The sequence below is a fragment of the Aurantimicrobium minutum genome (assembly GCF_002355535.1).
GTDB lineage: Bacteria > Actinomycetota > Actinomycetes > Actinomycetales > Microbacteriaceae > Aurantimicrobium > Aurantimicrobium minutum.
This window is the reverse complement of record NZ_AP017457.1, coordinates 765,430-781,911: the sequence shown is the minus strand read 5'-3', so window position 1 is coordinate 781,911 and position 16,482 is coordinate 765,430. Positions and strand designations below refer to the sequence as shown.

The following is a 16,482-nucleotide window of genomic DNA, read 5'->3' as shown; positions in this document are numbered from 1 at the left end:
GAAATACACTTCGATACACCGGTGTATCCGATACATCAGTGTATCCTTAATTTCATGGGGACCACAACCGAAGCAGAGAACAAACCTGCAGAGTCTGCGCGGCGACAAAAAACGCGCGAACGCCTGATGGATGCTGCCTTTGAAGTCTTCTCAGAAGTGGGCATTCACGCCGCTACTGTCGAAATGATCACCGAACGAGCAGATTTCACCCGCGGAGCTTTTTACTCCAATTTCGACACGAAGGAAGAACTGTTCCTCGCGCTTGCCGAACGCGGCTACAACGAACGGCTTGAACTTCTGCGAGCCAGCGTGGCAAACATCGATGTCATCATGCCTACGCTGCTTGAACAAAATCCTGGATCACTCACTGCAACCGAGCTCGGACCCATCGTGGCAAGCTTCCTGGAACAGCAGGGGGATAACCGGTTATGGTTCCTCTTCCAGTCCGAGTTGAGACTGCTCGCGATGCGAGATCCAGAGGTAGGGAAGCTTTTTCTCCAGCAAAAGCATGCTGCCGATCAAGAATTTGGAAACATCATCGCCGCAGCATTTACCGCGGTAGGCATCACGCCAGCCATAGAGTCTGTAGAACTTGCCATCGTGCTGATGAACACCTATGAGGCGTCACTGCAAGAGGCCATCATGGCAGGCGGAGACAAGGTTCAAGAACGTGCGCATGAGCTGTTCATGCAACGCATGCTTGGCCTGATTAGTCAACTAGCTAGCTAGTTAACGGGCCCGGTCCACTTTTCCCCAGGGCCCTTGCCAATTTCATCAGGGATGGGGGAAGCCTCGCGGAAGGCAAGCTGCAACGAACGCAGACCGTCGCGGAGGGGACGAGCATGAGAATCACTGATGTCAGGAGCCGCTGCAGTTACCAGACCGGCGAGAGCATTGATGAGTTTGCGAGCTTCGTCGAGATCAGTCAGTGACTTGGCATCTGGACCTTCGGCCAGGCCGCACTTGATGGCAGCTGCACTCATCAGGTTGACGGCAACCTCCACAATCACCTCGATTGCGGGGACTTCGGCAATGTCAAGAACGGCCTTACGAAGGGCGTCGTTCTGGTCGCTTTCGCTCACAATGTATTCCTCTGCTAGGCTTATGCAGGTTTCTTAGCTCACGCCAAGAAATTGAAAGAGGAGATAACTCCCACCCGTAACCCGCAACATCAGGTTACTGGGTTCTTGCACTCCGCTTCGTTCAGCTCGCTGAGCAAGTAGGTTAGGGTGCCGCAAGGAACATTCTTTGCGTCGTGTTTATGCGGATGTCAATCTGCTTTGCGCGTAAGACTCCTCTTTCTCCCCGAATAAGGGTTTTGAGAAATAACAAGGAGCACCGCATTAGCGATCCACGTACAAACGACCGTATCCGCGTCCCAGAAGTTCGCCTCGTTGGTCCCAACGGCGAGCAGGTAGGTGTCGTGGCGATCGATGTTGCCCTTCGACTTGCGCAGGAGGCTGACCTCGATCTCGTTGAGGTTGCTCCCGAAGCTAAGCCGCCAGTGGCCAAGATCATGGACTACGGAAAGTTCAAGTACGAAGCTGCGCAGAAGCTCAAGGAAGCCCGTCGTAACCAGGCCAACACCATCCTCAAAGAGGTTCGTTTCCGCCTGAAGATCGACGTTCACGACTATGAAACCAAGAAGAAGCGCGCGATTGGCTTCCTCAACGACGGTGACAAAGTCAAAGCCATGATTCTTTTCCGCGGTCGTGAGCAGTCACGTCCAGAGCAGGGAGTTCGTTTGCTTCAGAAGTTCGCTGAAGAAGTTGCCGAATACGGAACCGTTGAATCTAGCCCAACCATCGATGGCCGCAACATGGTCATGGTTATTGGCCCGCTGCGTAGCAAGTCAGAAGCCAAAGCAGAGCAGAACGCGAAGCGTGATGCGAACAAGCGTGCTGACAAGCGTTCAGAGGCCAAATCTGGTGAATCTGTTCTCGCTGTTGAAGATGACAAGGCAAACGCCGTCAAGGTCGTTGAGGCTGAGGTTCTTGCCCCAGCCAAGAAGGCCCCCGCTGCGAAGGCAGCCCCCAAGAAGTCCACCAAGTCGGTCTCAGACGAGCTCGACGACTAATAGACCCGCTTTCCCACAACTGGGATAAGTGAAACCCCCAAGGAGATCCAATGCCAAAGATGAAGACCCACTCCGGGTCCAAAAAGCGCTTCAAGGTAACCGGTACCGGCAAGCTCAAGAAGCAGCAGGCCGGCATGCGTCACAACCTCGAAGTTAAGTCCGGAAAGCGTAAGCGCAGCCTCAACCACGACGAGGTTCTTTCTCCAGCTGACTCCAAGGTAATCAAGAAGCTTCTCGGTCTGTAATCGGCTGAGCGAAAACTAAAAGGATAAGAACATGGCAAGAGTAAAAAGAGCCGTCAACGCTCACAAGAAGCGTCGCGTCATCCTCGAGCGCGCCTCCGGTTACCGTGGACAGCGTTCACGCCTGTACCGCAAGGCTAAAGAGCAGGTCATCCACTCGCTCGTTTACAGCTACCGTGACCGTCGTGCCCGCAAGGGTGACTTCCGTCGCCTGTGGATTCAGCGCATCAACGCAGCAAGCCGTGCAAACGGACTGACCTACAACCGTTTCATCCAGGGCCTCGCTCTGGCTGACATCCAGGTTGACCGTCGCATGCTTGCGGAGATTGCAGTGTCTGATCCTGCAACTTTCACCAAGTTGGTTGAAGCAGCACGCAAGGCACTTCCTGCAGATACTTCTGCACCAAAGGCAAAGGCCTAAGGAAACATCATGCTCGACAACCCCCGCGCTCCTCGCGTGAAGGCGGTTGCGAAGCTAGCCACGAGGGGAGCCCGGTCCGAGACCGGGCTCTTCCTCTTGGAAGGCCCGCAAGCCGTCGCCGAGGCGTTGGCATACCGCCCGCAACTGATTGTGGAGCTCTATGCCACGCCCACCGCGTTAGAGCGTTACCAAGACATCGCAGCAACTGCTGTGGATGCGGGGGTTGACGTTGAGTTCGTCTCTGAAGAGGTCCTCGCCACGATGGCGGATACAGTCACACCGCAAGGATTCATTGCGGTTGTGCACCAGTTCCCCACAGCGCTGAAAGACATTTTTGCTGAAGATCCCAAGCTGATCGTCATTCTTGAAGAAGTTCGTGATCCAGGTAACTTGGGCACCATTATTCGAGTGGCAGATGCTGCCGGTGCTGACGGAGTGATTTTGACTGGCCGTTCAGTGGACCTGTACAACCCCAAAGTTGTGCGTTCCACCACGGGTTCTCTCTTCCACCTGCCCATCACGGTGGACGTGGAGCTAGAGAACGTGCTTCCTTATGTTCGTGAAGCCGGCCTGCAACTTCTTGCTGCCGACATCAAGGGAGAGGATCTTGTCCTTGCTCGCTCACACGGGGTATTAGATGCTCCCACTGCGTGGTTATTTGGCAATGAGGCCCGTGGTTTGAGCGACGAACACTTTGCCCTGGCAGAAAAAGCCATCACCGTTCCTATCTACGGTGATGCTGAATCCATGAATTTAGCTACAGCAGCTGCTGTGCTGATCTACGAGAGCGCGTTTGCTCACAACAAGGCCTAGGCCTGTCGAGTGAGTAAGAGCTCGCTCCCAACATAAAATTGAGAACTGTGTCTGCACCTACTGAAATCACTGAAGCCGCTGTCGCGGCTGCGGTCAACGACGCCCTGACAGCTATCAGTGCTGCCGTCGATTCCGCAGCCCTCAAAGCTGTCCGCACTGCACATCTTGGGGAGTCTTCGACTCTCGCTCAGCTCAATGCCCTGATGAAGGATGTTCCAGCTGATCAGAAAGCTGCAGCAGGAAAACTCGTTGGGCAGGCACGTGCTGAAGTGAACCAAGCATTTACCGCTCGCGAAGAGGCCATTGTTCGTGAAGAGCAGACTGCCCAGCTTGCTGCTGAAAAGGTCGATGTTACCGCTGCCGCATCACGATGGAGCGCTGGGGGCCGTCACCCACTCATGCTTTTGCAGCAAAGTATCTGTGATGCATTTGTGGGTATGGGCTGGGAAATCGCCGAAGGCCCTGAGCTTGAAGGTGAATGGTTCAACTTTGATGCCTTGAACTTTGACGCAGATCACCCTGCACGTGCAATGCAAGACACCTTCTTTGTCGAACCTGTTGATTCTCATCTCGTCCTGCGCACCCACACCTCTCCAGTACAGGTGCGCTCCATGCTCGAGCGCGAAGTTCCTATCTATGTGCTGGCTCCTGGTCGTGTTTATCGCACCGACGAACTTGATGCCACCCACACTCCTGTGTTTACTCAGGTTGAAGGATTGGCCGTGGATAAGGGTTTGACCATGGCTCACCTGCGTGGGACCCTGGAGCATGCTGCACGCATCATGTTCGGTGAGGGCGCCAAGATTCGCCTGCGCCCCAATTACTTCCCCTTTACGGAGCCCTCCGCTGAGCTAGATGTTTGGCACCCCACTTTTGCTGGTGGTGCCCGCTGGATCGAGTGGGGTGGCTGCGGTATGGTCAACCCCAACGTATTACGCTCTGCCGGCATTGATCCTGAGGTGTATTCCGGTTTTGCTTTCGGTGTTGGTGTTGAGCGCACCCTCATGTTCCGCAATGACGTCAGTGACATGCATGACATGGTCGAAGGCGATGTTCGCTTCAGTCAGCAGTTTGGAATGGTGGTCTGATGCGCGTCCCACTGAATTGGTTAGCTGAATATGTTGACCTTGCTTCTGACATCACACCTGAGCAGGTTCAAGCAGATCTGGTCAAGGTTGGTTTCGAAGAAGAAGACATTCACGGCGGAGACATTTCTGGTCCCATCGTTGTGGGTGAAGTTCTTGAATTCACTCCCGAAGAACAAAACAACGGCAAGACAATTCGCTGGTGCCAGGTTCGTGTTGCACCAGATGGGCAGCTTGCAGCCGATGGCGGCGATGCCATCCACGGCATTGTTTGTGGAGCAAGCAATTTCTTTGTCGGAGACAAGGTTGTTGTGACCCTGCCAGGTGCTGTTCTCCCTGGGCCATTCCCCATTGCCGCGCGCAAGACCTATGGTCACGTCTCTGACGGCATGATGGCCTCGGCAAAGGAACTGGGTCTCGGCGAAGGTCACGATGGCATCATTCGTTTATCCGAGATGGGTCTCGACCCCGAGGTGGGCACCGATGCTCTTGAGCTCTTGGGCCTCTCAGAAGCTGCCGTAGAGATCAATGTCACCCCAGACCGCGGATATGCTTTCTCAATTCGTGGTGTTGCTCGCGAATACGCACACTCAACTGGTGCTGCTTTCCGCGATCCTGCAACTGAGGTCATCACTGCTCGCGGTGTGACCGAAGTCAAGACTTTTGCAACCGAATTTCCGGTTTCCGTCGATGACACGGCACCTATTCGTGGTCGCGTGGGCTGCAATGTCTTCGCTACCCGTATTGTGCGCGGTATCGATGCCACAGCTCCCACGCCATCGTGGATGGTTTCTCGTCTGAAACTTGCCGGTATTCGTTCCATCTCCCTTCCAGTCGATATCTCTAACTACGTCATGATCGAGACTGGTCAGCCCAACCATGCCTACGATCTCGACAAGCTTTCTGGTGACATCCTTGTTCGCCGTGCAGCTCCGGGAGAGAAAATCATTACCCTCGATGAAGCAGAGCGCACTCTCGATGTGGAAGACCTCCTGATTACCTCAGGTGGTAAACCTGTTGGTCTTGCTGGCGTGATGGGTGGTGCAAACACCGAAATCTCAGACGAAACCACCAACGTCCTGATTGAGGCAGCAAACTTCGACCCCGTTTCTATCGCTCGATCTGCACGTCGACACAAGCTATCTTCGGAGGCATCTAAGCGTTTTGAGCGCGGTGTTGACCCGGAGATTGCTGCCGTGGCAGCTGGACGAGTTGCTCAACTGCTCGTGGAGTTTGCCGGTGGGGAGATCGTGGATGAAGGTTCCTACTTCAACCACTTTGCAGCGCCTGTTGCTATTGAACTTCCCGCAGGTTTCGTCACCAACCTCATCGGGTTGGAATACACCGATGCCCAGATTGAATCCTCGTTGACAGAAATCGGGTGTGAAGTTGTCAAGGAAGGTAGCGGTTTCATTGTTACCCCGCCAACCTGGCGCCCCGATCTGACCGATAAGTGGACTCTGGCAGAAGAAGTTGCACGCATAATCGGATACCACCTGATTCCTGCTGAACTTCCTGTTGCTCCTCCAGGCCGCGGATACACCGTTGCCCAGGATGTGCGTCGTCGCGTCTCCAACACCCTGGCGGCAACAGGACACACTGAAGTTTTGAGCTACCCATTCTTCGATGAAGAAACAAATAACCTCTTTGGTTCTGCTGTGGAGGCGAGTGTTCCTCAGGTTCGTTTGGCAAACGCTTTGGATGCTACTCAGGGGTGGATGCGGACCTCCTTGTTACCGGGTCTCATCGCTACTGCAGCCCGCAATCGCTCACGTGGACTTAACGATTTAGCTCTGTTTGAAACAGGCTTGGTATTCCTACCCGAACCTGGAAAAACCTACGGTCAAGAGGTTGTTGCCGGAGGCGTACGACCTGCGCCGGAAGTTGAAGCTGCCCTCTACGCAGGAATTCCACCACAACCTCGCTACATCTCTGGCCTTTATGTTGGAGATGCGCTGACCAAGCAAGTTGGGCAAAAAGCTGTTGCCTACAGTTGGCAAGATGCTCTCACTGCAGTTCAACAAATTGCTCTAGGTGCAGGTGTTCAAATCTCCGTCCGCCAAGGAAGTCACAAGGCCTTCCATCCTGGCCGCACTGCTGAACTCCTCCTCGGCGGCGAAGTTATTGGGTATGCCGGTGAACTCCTGCCCTCAATCGCTGAAGAAGCACATCTTCCTCGGACTGTGGCAGCGTTCGAACTGAACCTGGATGCAGTTTCTGCGGCAGCAGGTGTACCACACACGGCTGTTGACGTGAAGACAATGCCTGCTGCTACTCAAGACTTGTCGCTCGTCGTCGACGAGAGTATTCCAGCTGCAGATGTTCGTGCTGCCGTTATCGAGGGTGCGGGAGAACTTCTTGAGAGCGCCACACTTGTGGATGTCTACCAAGGCACAGGAATTCCTGAAGGGCAGCGCTCCTTGACCTTTGCCTTGCGTTTCAGGGCTCTTGACCGCACACTCACTGCTGCTGAGGCAACCTCGTCTAAAGAGGCGGGTGTTGCGCTCGCAGCATCGCGCTTTGGCGCGACTATTCGTGAGTAGTTCTTGGACCGTTCGGCCCAAAGTTCAATAACTGGTTGAAGGTTTTAGATAGAGTTATCTAATGACATACTCGGTTGCCATTGCTGGAGCCAGCGGTTATGCCGGTGGCGAGGTACTACGTTTGCTCGCAGACCACCCCGAGTTTGAGGTGCGCACGGTTACAGCTCACTCCAATGCTGGCCAGCGTCTGGTTGATGTGCAGCCTCATCTACGCAGCTATGGCAATCTCGTCTTGCAGGACACCACCGCGGAAATTCTTTCCGGCCACGATGTTGTTTTTCTTGCACTGCCTCACGGCTCCTCTGGTGCCCTGGCCACACAGCTCAGTGCTGAGACTCTGGTCATTGACTGTGGTGCTGATCACCGTCTTGAAGACAAAGAAGACTGGGATGCATTTTATGGGGGAGAGTTCAACTCTGCCTGGACTTATGGCATTCCTGAGCTACCGCTGTCTTCTGGATCACAGCGTGACTATTTGGTAGGAACCAAGCGCATTGCTGCGCCAGGGTGTAATGCGTCCGCCATCTCCTTGGCTATTGCCCCCGGTGTGAAGGCAGATCTCATTGAAGCGGTGGACATTGTCTCCGTCTTGTCTGTGGGGCCCTCTGGTGCAGGTAAATCTTTGAAAGTGAACTTGCTTGCCAGCGAAATTATGGGATCGGCGTCGGCATATTCCGTCGGCGGCACCCACCGTCACACCCCTGAAATTGAACAAAATCTGCGCAAGGCAGGTGCTGTTGAAGCATCCGTGTCCATGACACCAGTGCTCGTCCCTATGGCTCGCGGCATCTTGGCCACAACAACTGCGCGTGTGAAACCAGGCGTCACACTTGAGAAGTTGCATGCAGCATGGAGTGCAGCGTATGCCAATGAACCATTTGTCCAGGTTCTCCCTCTGGGTGAATTCCCTCGCACTGCAGACACCCTGGGCGCCAACACCTGTTTGATGGGACTGGCCCTGGATGAAAATGCGGGCCGTGTCGTCGTCATTAGTGCCCTGGATAACCTCACCAAGGGAACAGCCGGAGCAGCCATCCAGTCGGCAAATATTGCTTTAGGTATTGAAGAAACCACCGGTTTAACCATGAATGGAGTAGCCCCGTGAGCGTAACCGCTGCAGCAGGCTTTAGCGCCGCAGGTGTGGTGTGTGGGTTAAAGTCCACCAGGAAGAAAGATTTCGCCATGGTGCGCAATCTTGGACCACTGAAATCTGCAGCTGCTGTGTTTACCTCCAACCGCTGCAAAGCCAACCCTATTTTGTGGAGCCAGCAGGTTATGGCTGACCCTGTAGTGGAAGCGATTGTCTTGAACTCTGGCGGGGCGAACTGCTACACCGGTGCGCGCGGCTTCCAGACTACTCATGAGACCGCAGAGGCTGTCGCTGAACGGCTGGAAGTTTCCGCAGGAGATGTTCTCGTGTGTTCTACCGGTCTCATCGGAGAACAGCTTGATCTTGACAAGCTCAAGACCGGGGTCTGGGATGCTGGGCTCGCTGTGCTCTCAGATGCCGGAACAACCGAGCAGGCCGGAATCGATGCTGCCGAAGCCATCATGACCACTGATTCTGTTCCAAAGCTCTCGGTTTCAACCGGTGCGGGCTATACCATCGGCGGTATGGCCAAAGGTGCCGGCATGTTGGCCCCGGGCTTGGCCACCATGCTGGTGGTCATTACGACAGACGCGGTCTTGACTAGCGAACAACTCGACACTGCACTGCGTGCATCAACACGTGTCACCTTTGACCGTCTGGACTCAGACGGATGTATGTCCACCAATGACCAAGTAACGTTGCTTGCTTCGGGAGCATCGGGTGTTGAACCTGAAATCTCGGAATTTACGGCACGTCTGACCGAACTCTGTCGTGATTTGGCCCTACAACTCCAACGCGATGCAGAAGGCGCCAGTCACGACATTCACATCACGGTTTCTGGCGCGGTCTCGGAAGAGGATGCTGTAGATGTCGCACGTGCAGTCAGCCGTTCCAACCTGTTCAAGGCAGCGATTTTCGGTAACGACCCTAACTGGGGACGAGTTCTAGCTGCGGTGGGAACTACCTCGGCAGTCTTTGACCCCTACAACATCGATGTCAGCTTCAATGGGGTGCAGGTGTGCACCGCTGGTGAGCCTGATCAGTCACGTGAATTAGTAGATCTCACACCTCGTGAAGTAGATATTCGCATTGAACTCCACAGTGGTCCTGCCACCGCCACAATTTGGACGAATGATCTCACCCACGATTACGTGCACGAAAACAGCGCCTACGCGAGCTAAAGAATTCAAGGATTTTGTTATGACCCAAATGCGTGAAGAAGACGCCGCAGCAACCATCAAAGCTGCCACGCTCATTGAGTCACTGCCGTGGCTCAAGAAGTTCAATGATCAAATCATTGTCGTGAAGTTTGGTGGCAACGCCATGGTGAGTGAAGAGCTCACACGGGCTTTTGCCGAAGACATGGTGTACCTGCGCACCGTTGGAATTAAGCCTGTCGTTGTGCACGGTGGCGGCCCCCAGATCACCAAGATGCTCGAGCGTTTGGGCATCGAAAGCGAATTTCGTGGTGGATATCGTGTGACCAGTCCTGAAGCAATGGATGTTGTGCGCATGGTGCTTACTGGTCAAGTGTCGCGTGATTTAGTTGGCCACATGAACGAACACGGTCCGCTTGCTGCATCAATCTCTGGTGAAGATGCGGGTCTGTTTGTCGGCGAGCGTCGAGGTGTTGAAATCGACGGCGAAATGGTTGACCTCGGTCTTGTAGGAGACGTGGTTGATGTGGATCCAGAGGCAGTTCATGCGCTCATTGATGCTGGCCGTATCCCTGTTGTTTCTTCCATCGCCCCCGATAAGGACACCCCTGGTCAGTCACTCAACGTAAATGCTGACGCGGCCGCTGCATCGCTGGCTGTCGCCCTCGGTGCCGCAAAATTGGTCATTCTGACCGATGTAGCCGGACTGTATAGCGACTGGCCTAACACTGATTCCTTGGTGTCGGAAATCACCGCGGATGAGCTAAGAGCTCTTCTACCAACGCTTGAATCAGGCATGATTCCTAAGATGGCTGCCTGTTTAGAAGCCGTTGATGGGGGAGTTCCCAAAGCAGCCATCATTGATGGGCGCAACCCGCACTCGATTTTGCTCGAAATCTTTACCCAGACTGGTTCTGGAACGGAAGTAGTGGCCTCATGACCAAACATTTCCTTCGCGATGATGATGTGACCCCGGCTCAGCAAGCAGAGATTCTTGATCTAGCTGCTGCCCTCAAGCACAGCCCCTACAGTGAACGCCCACTGGAGGGACCGCAGACCGTGGCAGTGATTTTTGATAAGACCTCGACGCGCACCAGGGTTTCTTTTGCGGTGGGCATTGCCGACTTAGGTGGCGTTCCTCTCATCATGGATTCAGGTTCGAGCCAGCTTGGTGCTAAAGAATCTATTTCTGACACTGCTCGCGTTCTCGAGCGAATGGTTTCTGCAATTGTGTGGCGTACGTTCTCTCAAAAAGGTTTAGAAGAAATGGCTGCCGGAACAACTGTTCCCGTGGTCAATGCGCTCAGTGATGAATTTCACCCCTGCCAGTTATTGGCTGATCTGCTCACTATTCGTGAGCACAAAGGGGCTCTTCAGGGTCTGACCGTTGCTTTCGTTGGTGATGGAAGTAGCAACATGGCACACTCCTACTTGCTGGCGTGCGCAACCGCAGGAATGCATATTCGCATTGGTGCCCCAGAAGGTTACCTGCCTGATGCTCAGGTTGTTACAGACGCGGAAGCTATCGCTGCGACAACCGGTGCAACAGTTCTGGTTACCGAAGATGCACAGGTCGCCGTTTCTGGCGCTGATGTTGTTGTGACGGACACCTGGGTGTCCATGGGGCAAGAAGATCAAAAAGCTCAGCGCGTGAAAGATTTCGGTGCGTACCAGGTTGACTCTGCTTTGATGGCGCAGGCGGATGCTTCCGCTATCTTCCTGCACTGCTTGCCTGCATACCGAGGTTACGAAGTTGCCCCAGAGGTTATTGATGGCTCACAGAGTGTTATTTGGGATGAGGCAGAAAACCGCCTACATGCTCAAAAAGCGTTGCTGACCTGGTTACTTCGACACAGCAAATGACCCAAACAGAAACACACCAAAGATTTAAGCTTCCGGTGGTCCCGGGGGTCGCTGTTGCCTGGGTGCTCATTGGCGCCTTAGTCCTTGTCTTTCCTGAATCGGTTGAGCCAGAAGGAATGTTCATTAGTGTTCTTGCTACAACGATCACTATTTTGATTGTTCACTTTCTGGCAGAGCTGTTCTTGGGACAACATGTTCTCAGCGCGAAAGACCATTCATTCGGGTATGTGGTGCGGTCTGAACTCAAGGCAATGATGTGGATGGCAATGTGGGTTGTTCCTGCGCTGATTCCTTCGCTGATTTACAGCTTTGAAGTCATCACGTATACCCAAGCGGTGGAGTGGACTTCACGTGCAATTCAGATTCTTGCTGGCGTACTCGGATATCTCGTTGGTTGGGCTCGAGGTCGCGTGTGGTGGTGGCGAGTGCTTATTGGTTTAGCTTTTGTCGTGGTTATTTCTATTGCACTTCTGATTGAAGCGCTCACCCACACTCTTGTCTCTGCAATGCACTAGTTTCGCTCCCATAGAATTGAGAACATGACTGCCTCACATAACGCCGCAAACCGAGCTGGGGAAGCCGGAGCGCTTTGGGGTGGTCGTTTCGCCTCTGGTCCCTCACCTGAACTACAAAAGTTGAGCAAATCAACACACTTTGACTGGGCTTTGGCCGATTACGACATCAGCGGTTCTGTTGCACACGCAAAAGCGCTTAATGCTGCGGGCTACCTCACCGCTGATGAACTTCGGGTCATGATTGACTCTCTCGAACAGCTTCGTGCTGAGGTTGCATCTGGGGATTTTGTCTCACTGGAAAGTGATGAGGATGTTCATTCGGCGCTCGAGCGCGGCCTCATTGACATCGCTGGAATTGAGGTCGGTGGCAAGCTTCGTGCGGGCCGAAGCCGCAATGACCAAATCGCAACCCTAGTTCGTTTGTATTTGCTCGATCACTCACGCACGATTGCACATGAGCTCACACAGCTCATAGATGCGATTGCGGGGCAGGCCGCTGCGCATCCTGCGGCCATCATGCCAGGTCGCACTCATCTTCAGCATGCACAGCCAGTTTTGTTGGCGCACCAACTCCTGGCGCACGCCTGGCCACTTGTGCGTGATCTTGAACGTCTGGCCGATTGGAGCGCACGCGCTTCACAATCGCCCTACGGTTCCGGAGCGCTTGCTGGCGGTTCATTAGGGCTGGATCCTCAACTTGTGGCCACTGAACTGGGGTTATCTGGTCCAACTGAAAACTCGATTGATGCCACAGCAAGCCGTGATGTCGTTGCTGAGTTTGCTTTCATCACCTCGTTGATTGGGATAAACCTTTCACGACTGTCCGAAGAGATCATCATCTGGAATACCCGTGAGTTCGACTTTGTGAAGCTGCACGATGGCTACTCAACAGGGTCGTCCATCATGCCTCAGAAGAAGAACCCGGACATTGCCGAATTGGCGCGAGGGAAATCAGGCCGATTGATCGGGAACCTCACCGGCCTGCTTGCCACACTCAAAGGCTTGCCCTTGGCCTACAACCGGGACTTGCAAGAAGACAAGGAACCTGTTTTTGATTCGGTGGAAACACTCGAAGTGTTGCTTCCTGCCTTCACGGGAATGGTGGCAACCCTCACCTTCAATACTGACCGGATGGCAGAACTTGCACCGCAAGGATTCTCGCTGGCAACAGATGTTGCTGAGTGGCTCGTGAAACAGGGTGTTGCTTTCCGTGATGCTCATGAAATCTCCGGCGAACTTGTTCAATTTTGTGAAAGTCGAGGCCTCGAACTTCACGAACCCACTGATGCTGACTACCAGAGTGTGAGCCCACATCTCACTCCTGAAGTCCGCTCGGTGTTGACCATCGAAGGCTCTGTGAACAGCCGTAACGGCGTGGGCGGAACTGCTCCAGCACAAGTAGCCATCCAGCTGGGGACGCTTACCGAGCGTGTGAAAGATCTCAACAAGGCGTTAGGGCTGTAATTGTCACTCGAAACTCAAAGAAATGATTCCAGCTTCGATACCCTCTGGGATGAGCTTGTGTGGCGTGGACTCATTCACGTCTCTACCGATGCAGACGAGCTGAAGAAACTTTTCCAGGGTCCTCCCATTACCTACTACTGCGGTTTTGATCCCACTGCGCCATCACTGCACTTAGGTAACCTGGTGCAACTGTTGCTGCTCCGTCGCATTCAGCTAGCCGGACATAAGCCTCTGGGTCTTGTTGGCGGTTCAACAGGCTTAGTGGGAGATCCACGCCCTACGGCAGAGCGCACACTCAACACCAAAGAAACCGTCAATGAGTGGGTTGGTTATCTCACCTCGCAGATTTCTAAGTTCCTGAGTTTTGAGGGAGCAAATGCTGCTCGCATGGTGAACAACCTCGACTGGACAGCACCACTTTCTGCAATTGATTTCCTGCGTGATATTGGTAAGTACTACCGCGTGGGAACCATGCTCAAGAAGGATGCTGTTTCGGCACGCCTCAATTCTGAAGCAGGCATTAGCTACACCGAATTCAGTTACCAGATCTTGCAAGGAATGGATTTCCTTGAGCTCTACCGAAACTATGACTGTGTTCTGCAGACCGGTGGTAGTGACCAGTGGGGAAACCTCACCAGTGGCACTGACCTGATTCACCGTGCTGAAGGAAAGAGCGTGCACGCTATTGGTACGCCGCTGATTACCAACAGCGATGGAACGAAGTTCGGAAAGAGCGAGGGCAACGCCGTCTGGCTCGATGCGTCAATGACATCGCCCTATGCGTTTTACCAGTTCTGGCTGAACACCGATGATGCGGATGTGATTGACCGCATCAAGGTCTTTACTTTCCTCACCCGCGCAGAAATTGAGGAGCTTGCCCAGCAAGTTGAGCAAGAGCCTTTCAAGCGTGCAGCTCAGCGTCGTCTTGCTCTAGAAGTAACCACCCTCGTTCACGGCGAAGAGGCTACTCAGGCAGCAATTGCTGCTGCTGCAGCTTTGTTCGGGCAAGGTGATTTAGCCGAACTTGATGCGCAAACCCTCGAGGCGGCACTGCGTGAACTTCCACACACCACCACACCAAAGAACACTCCCGTTGCACAGTTATTAGTTGACACAGGTTTGTCGCAGAGCTTGGGCGCTGCTCGTCGCTCCATCTCTGAAGGTGGCGTCTACCTCAATAACAACAAAATCGAGGCAGAGGATGAACTGCTGGAAGGACACGTCCTCCCTAACGGAATGGCAGTATTGCGCCGTGGAAAAAAGACCCTAGCTGGAGTCTTTGCTGAGTAATTTCATTCTCGGTTTGCCTCCGGTATCTGCCGACGGTAGCTGGGTAGGGTTGAAACATGTGTGGATTTAACGGCTTTGTGGTGACAAACACCACACGCGACAACGCGGCTGTAATCCGTGACATGTCTGATCAGATCGTGCACCGCGGACCAGATGACGACGGCTACTTTGTCAACGACCGCATTGCACTCGGATTCCGCCGACTGTCCATTATCGACCTCGAAGGTGGTCACCAGCCCATGACTAGGGCACAAAGTGACTACACCGTCGTCTTCAACGGCGAGATTTACAACTACCAAGAATTACGTGCTGAGCTTGAGGCTAAAGGCTATGTTTTTGCCACCAACTCTGACACCGAGACGTTATTGCACGGATACGTCGAATGGGGTAATGAACTACCCACACACCTGCGCGGAATGTTTGCTTTCGTTATTTTTGACCACGTCACCGGTGAGCTTTTTGGTGCACGGGATATCTTCGGCATCAAACCCTTCTACTACTTCAAAGAGGGCTCAACGTTCCTCTTTGGAAGTGAGATTAAGTCATTTCTCAAACACCCAGACTTCACCAAACGATTCAATGCTGAGCTTCTTCCGGCGTATTTGAGCTTTGAGTACATCCCAGATCACCGCACATTCTTTGACAACGTTTACAAACTGTTGCCGGGGCACTCATTCCGTTATGCCGACGGAGACCTCACAATTCGCAGGTATCACGAAATCGATTTCAACATAGATTCGAACATCACTCTCGAACAGGCGACGACGCGTATTCGTGAACAGTTCGTCGAATCCGTTCAGGCACACATGATTGCCGACGTCGAGGTGGGAAGCTTCCTATCTTCAGGTGTGGACTCCAGCTACGTGGCATATCAGGCCAACCTGTTGACTCCCTTGCGCACCTATTCCGTGGGGTATGAAAACTCCCAGTGGAGTGAACTGCCCTATTCCACATCCTTTGCTGAGCAAACAGGGATAAAAAACAAAGCCTCCACGATGGGTCCTGAGGACTTCTTTGGTGCTGCTGCAGATATTCAGTGGTTCATGGATGAGCCCCTGTCGAACCCCAGTGCTGTGCCCCTGTATTTCGTCGCCAAAGAAGCCAGCAAAGATGTCAAGGTTGTGCTCTCTGGCGAAGGAGCAGATGAACTCTTTGGTGGCTACAACCATTACAACGAGCCTGGCTCAATGCGCGCTTATCTTAAGCTGCCGTTCTTTATACGCTCAGGTCTGTCAAAGTTCGCGGCAAAGTTTCCCAAGGTTAAAGGCCGCCGCTTTCTGGTTCGCGGCGGGCAGCCACTGTATAAGCGTTACTTCCGTATCGACTATGTCTTCAATGAAGCAGAGCGCTCGCAGTTGCTTCTCGATCCCAGTTTGAACTTTGATACTGCAACGCTGTCAAAGTCGCTCTTTGATCACGTCAGTGAACTCGATGATGTAACCCAGATGCAATACGTAGATATGTACACCTGGTTGATCTACGACATTCTGCTCAAAGCAGACCGCATGTCTATGGCTAACTCTCTTGAATTGCGTGTTCCCTTCTTGGACAAAAAAATGCTGGAACTAGCCATGACCCTGCCGGAGAACACTCGCGTTGTTCCCCACCAAGGCAAAATTGCTCTGCGCAGAGCGGCAGCATCTGTGCTGCCACCACAAGTTTCAAACCGCCCCAAGATTGGATTCCCGTCGCCACTGTTCGAATGGATGCGGCAACCGGAATATGCAGCGAAGATTTCCGCTGTCTTTGACTCAACAACGGCTCGTCATTTCTTCAACAATGATTTCTTGCAGAAGATGCTTGCCGACCACGTCTCAGGCAAGGTTTCCAACATGCAAAAGATTTGGTCCATCTACTGCTTCGTGCTCTGGTTTGACCAGTACTTCGCTGAAGGAGCACACGCAGCACAGAAGGCTGCCTAA

At 53.5% G+C, this 16,482-nt stretch carries 15 protein-coding genes and 1 pseudogene; 15 read left to right on the top strand and 1 reads right to left on the bottom strand.

The window, feature by feature from the left end; translation table 11 throughout:
* Positions 1 to 54 precede the first annotated feature (54 nt).
* Complete coding sequence (locus AUMI_RS03795; protein ID WP_172418249.1) at positions 55 to 729, top strand: TetR/AcrR family transcriptional regulator; 675 nt, start codon at positions 55 to 57, stop codon at positions 727 to 729.
* Here AUMI_RS03795 and AUMI_RS03790 read toward each other — a convergent pair.
* A complete protein-coding gene (locus tag AUMI_RS03790; RefSeq protein ID WP_231951839.1) occupies positions 726 to 1,082 on the bottom strand; it encodes a DUF1844 domain-containing protein in 357 nt (118 codons plus the stop codon). The genes AUMI_RS03795 and AUMI_RS03790 overlap by 4 nt on opposite strands.
* Before the next feature lie 185 nt (positions 1,083 to 1,267).
* Here AUMI_RS03790 and infC point away from each other — a divergent pair.
* The 14 genes and pseudogenes from infC to asnB all read left to right on the top strand — a co-directional run.
* A pseudogene (gene infC, locus AUMI_RS03785) lies at positions 1,268 to 1,927 on the top strand (translation initiation factor IF-3); the annotation flags it as partial.
* Positions 1,928 to 2,127: 200 nt separating this feature from the next.
* Positions 2,128 to 2,322 (top strand): 50S ribosomal protein L35, encoded by a 195-nt coding sequence (rpmI, locus tag AUMI_RS03780; protein WP_096381479.1) that lies wholly within the window; start codon positions 2,128 to 2,130, stop codon positions 2,320 to 2,322.
* Positions 2,323 to 2,353: 31 nt separating this feature from the next.
* Positions 2,354 to 2,740, top strand: coding sequence for a 50S ribosomal protein L20 (gene rplT, locus AUMI_RS03775; protein ID WP_096381478.1), 387 nt, complete (start codon positions 2,354 to 2,356; stop codon positions 2,738 to 2,740).
* A gap of 9 nt (positions 2,741 to 2,749) precedes the next feature.
* Positions 2,750 to 3,553 (top strand): TrmH family RNA methyltransferase, encoded by an 804-nt coding sequence (locus AUMI_RS03770; protein WP_096381475.1) that lies wholly within the window; start codon positions 2,750 to 2,752, stop codon positions 3,551 to 3,553.
* A 47-nt stretch (positions 3,554 to 3,600) separates the two neighbouring features.
* Positions 3,601 to 4,641 carry a phenylalanine--tRNA ligase subunit alpha gene (gene pheS / locus AUMI_RS03765; protein WP_096381473.1) on the top strand — a complete coding sequence of 347 codons (1,041 nt, stop codon included), beginning with the start codon at positions 3,601 to 3,603 and terminating at the stop codon, positions 4,639 to 4,641.
* Positions 4,641 to 7,181 carry a phenylalanine--tRNA ligase subunit beta gene (gene pheT / locus AUMI_RS03760; protein WP_096381471.1) on the top strand — a complete coding sequence of 847 codons (2,541 nt, stop codon included), beginning with the start codon at positions 4,641 to 4,643 and terminating at the stop codon, positions 7,179 to 7,181. Before pheS ends, pheT begins: the two co-directional genes overlap by 1 nt.
* A 61-nt stretch (positions 7,182 to 7,242) precedes the next feature.
* On the top strand, positions 7,243 to 8,286 hold the full coding sequence (argC, locus tag AUMI_RS03755) for an N-acetyl-gamma-glutamyl-phosphate reductase (RefSeq protein ID WP_096381469.1): 1,044 nt from the start codon (positions 7,243 to 7,245) through the stop codon (positions 8,284 to 8,286).
* Positions 8,283 to 9,452, top strand: a complete 1,170-nt coding sequence (gene argJ / locus AUMI_RS03750) for a bifunctional glutamate N-acetyltransferase/amino-acid acetyltransferase ArgJ (protein ID WP_096381466.1) — start codon at positions 8,283 to 8,285, stop codon at positions 9,450 to 9,452. The genes argC and argJ overlap by 4 nt, the downstream gene beginning before the upstream one ends.
* Positions 9,453 to 9,471: 19 nt before the next feature.
* Complete coding sequence (argB, locus tag AUMI_RS03745) at positions 9,472 to 10,368, top strand: acetylglutamate kinase (RefSeq protein WP_096381464.1); 897 nt, start codon at positions 9,472 to 9,474, stop codon at positions 10,366 to 10,368.
* On the top strand, positions 10,365 to 11,291 hold the full coding sequence (gene argF / locus AUMI_RS03740) for an ornithine carbamoyltransferase (protein ID WP_096381462.1): 927 nt from the start codon (positions 10,365 to 10,367) through the stop codon (positions 11,289 to 11,291). The genes argB and argF overlap by 4 nt, the downstream gene beginning before the upstream one ends.
* Positions 11,288 to 11,806: a hypothetical protein gene (locus tag AUMI_RS03735; RefSeq protein WP_096381460.1), complete on the top strand. Its 519-nt coding sequence runs from the start codon at positions 11,288 to 11,290 to the stop codon at positions 11,804 to 11,806. The genes argF and AUMI_RS03735 overlap by 4 nt, the downstream gene beginning before the upstream one ends.
* A gap of 24 nt (positions 11,807 to 11,830) precedes the next feature.
* Positions 11,831 to 13,270, top strand: a complete 1,440-nt coding sequence (gene argH, locus AUMI_RS03730; RefSeq protein ID WP_096381458.1) for an argininosuccinate lyase — start codon at positions 11,831 to 11,833, stop codon at positions 13,268 to 13,270.
* Positions 13,271 to 14,560: a tyrosine--tRNA ligase gene (gene tyrS, locus AUMI_RS03725; RefSeq protein WP_096381456.1), complete on the top strand. Its 1,290-nt coding sequence runs from the start codon at positions 13,271 to 13,273 to the stop codon at positions 14,558 to 14,560. It begins immediately after the preceding gene.
* Positions 14,561 to 14,616: 56 nt separating this feature from the next.
* Positions 14,617 to 16,482, top strand: a complete 1,866-nt coding sequence (asnB, locus tag AUMI_RS03720) for an asparagine synthase (glutamine-hydrolyzing) (RefSeq protein WP_096381453.1) — start codon at positions 14,617 to 14,619, stop codon at positions 16,480 to 16,482.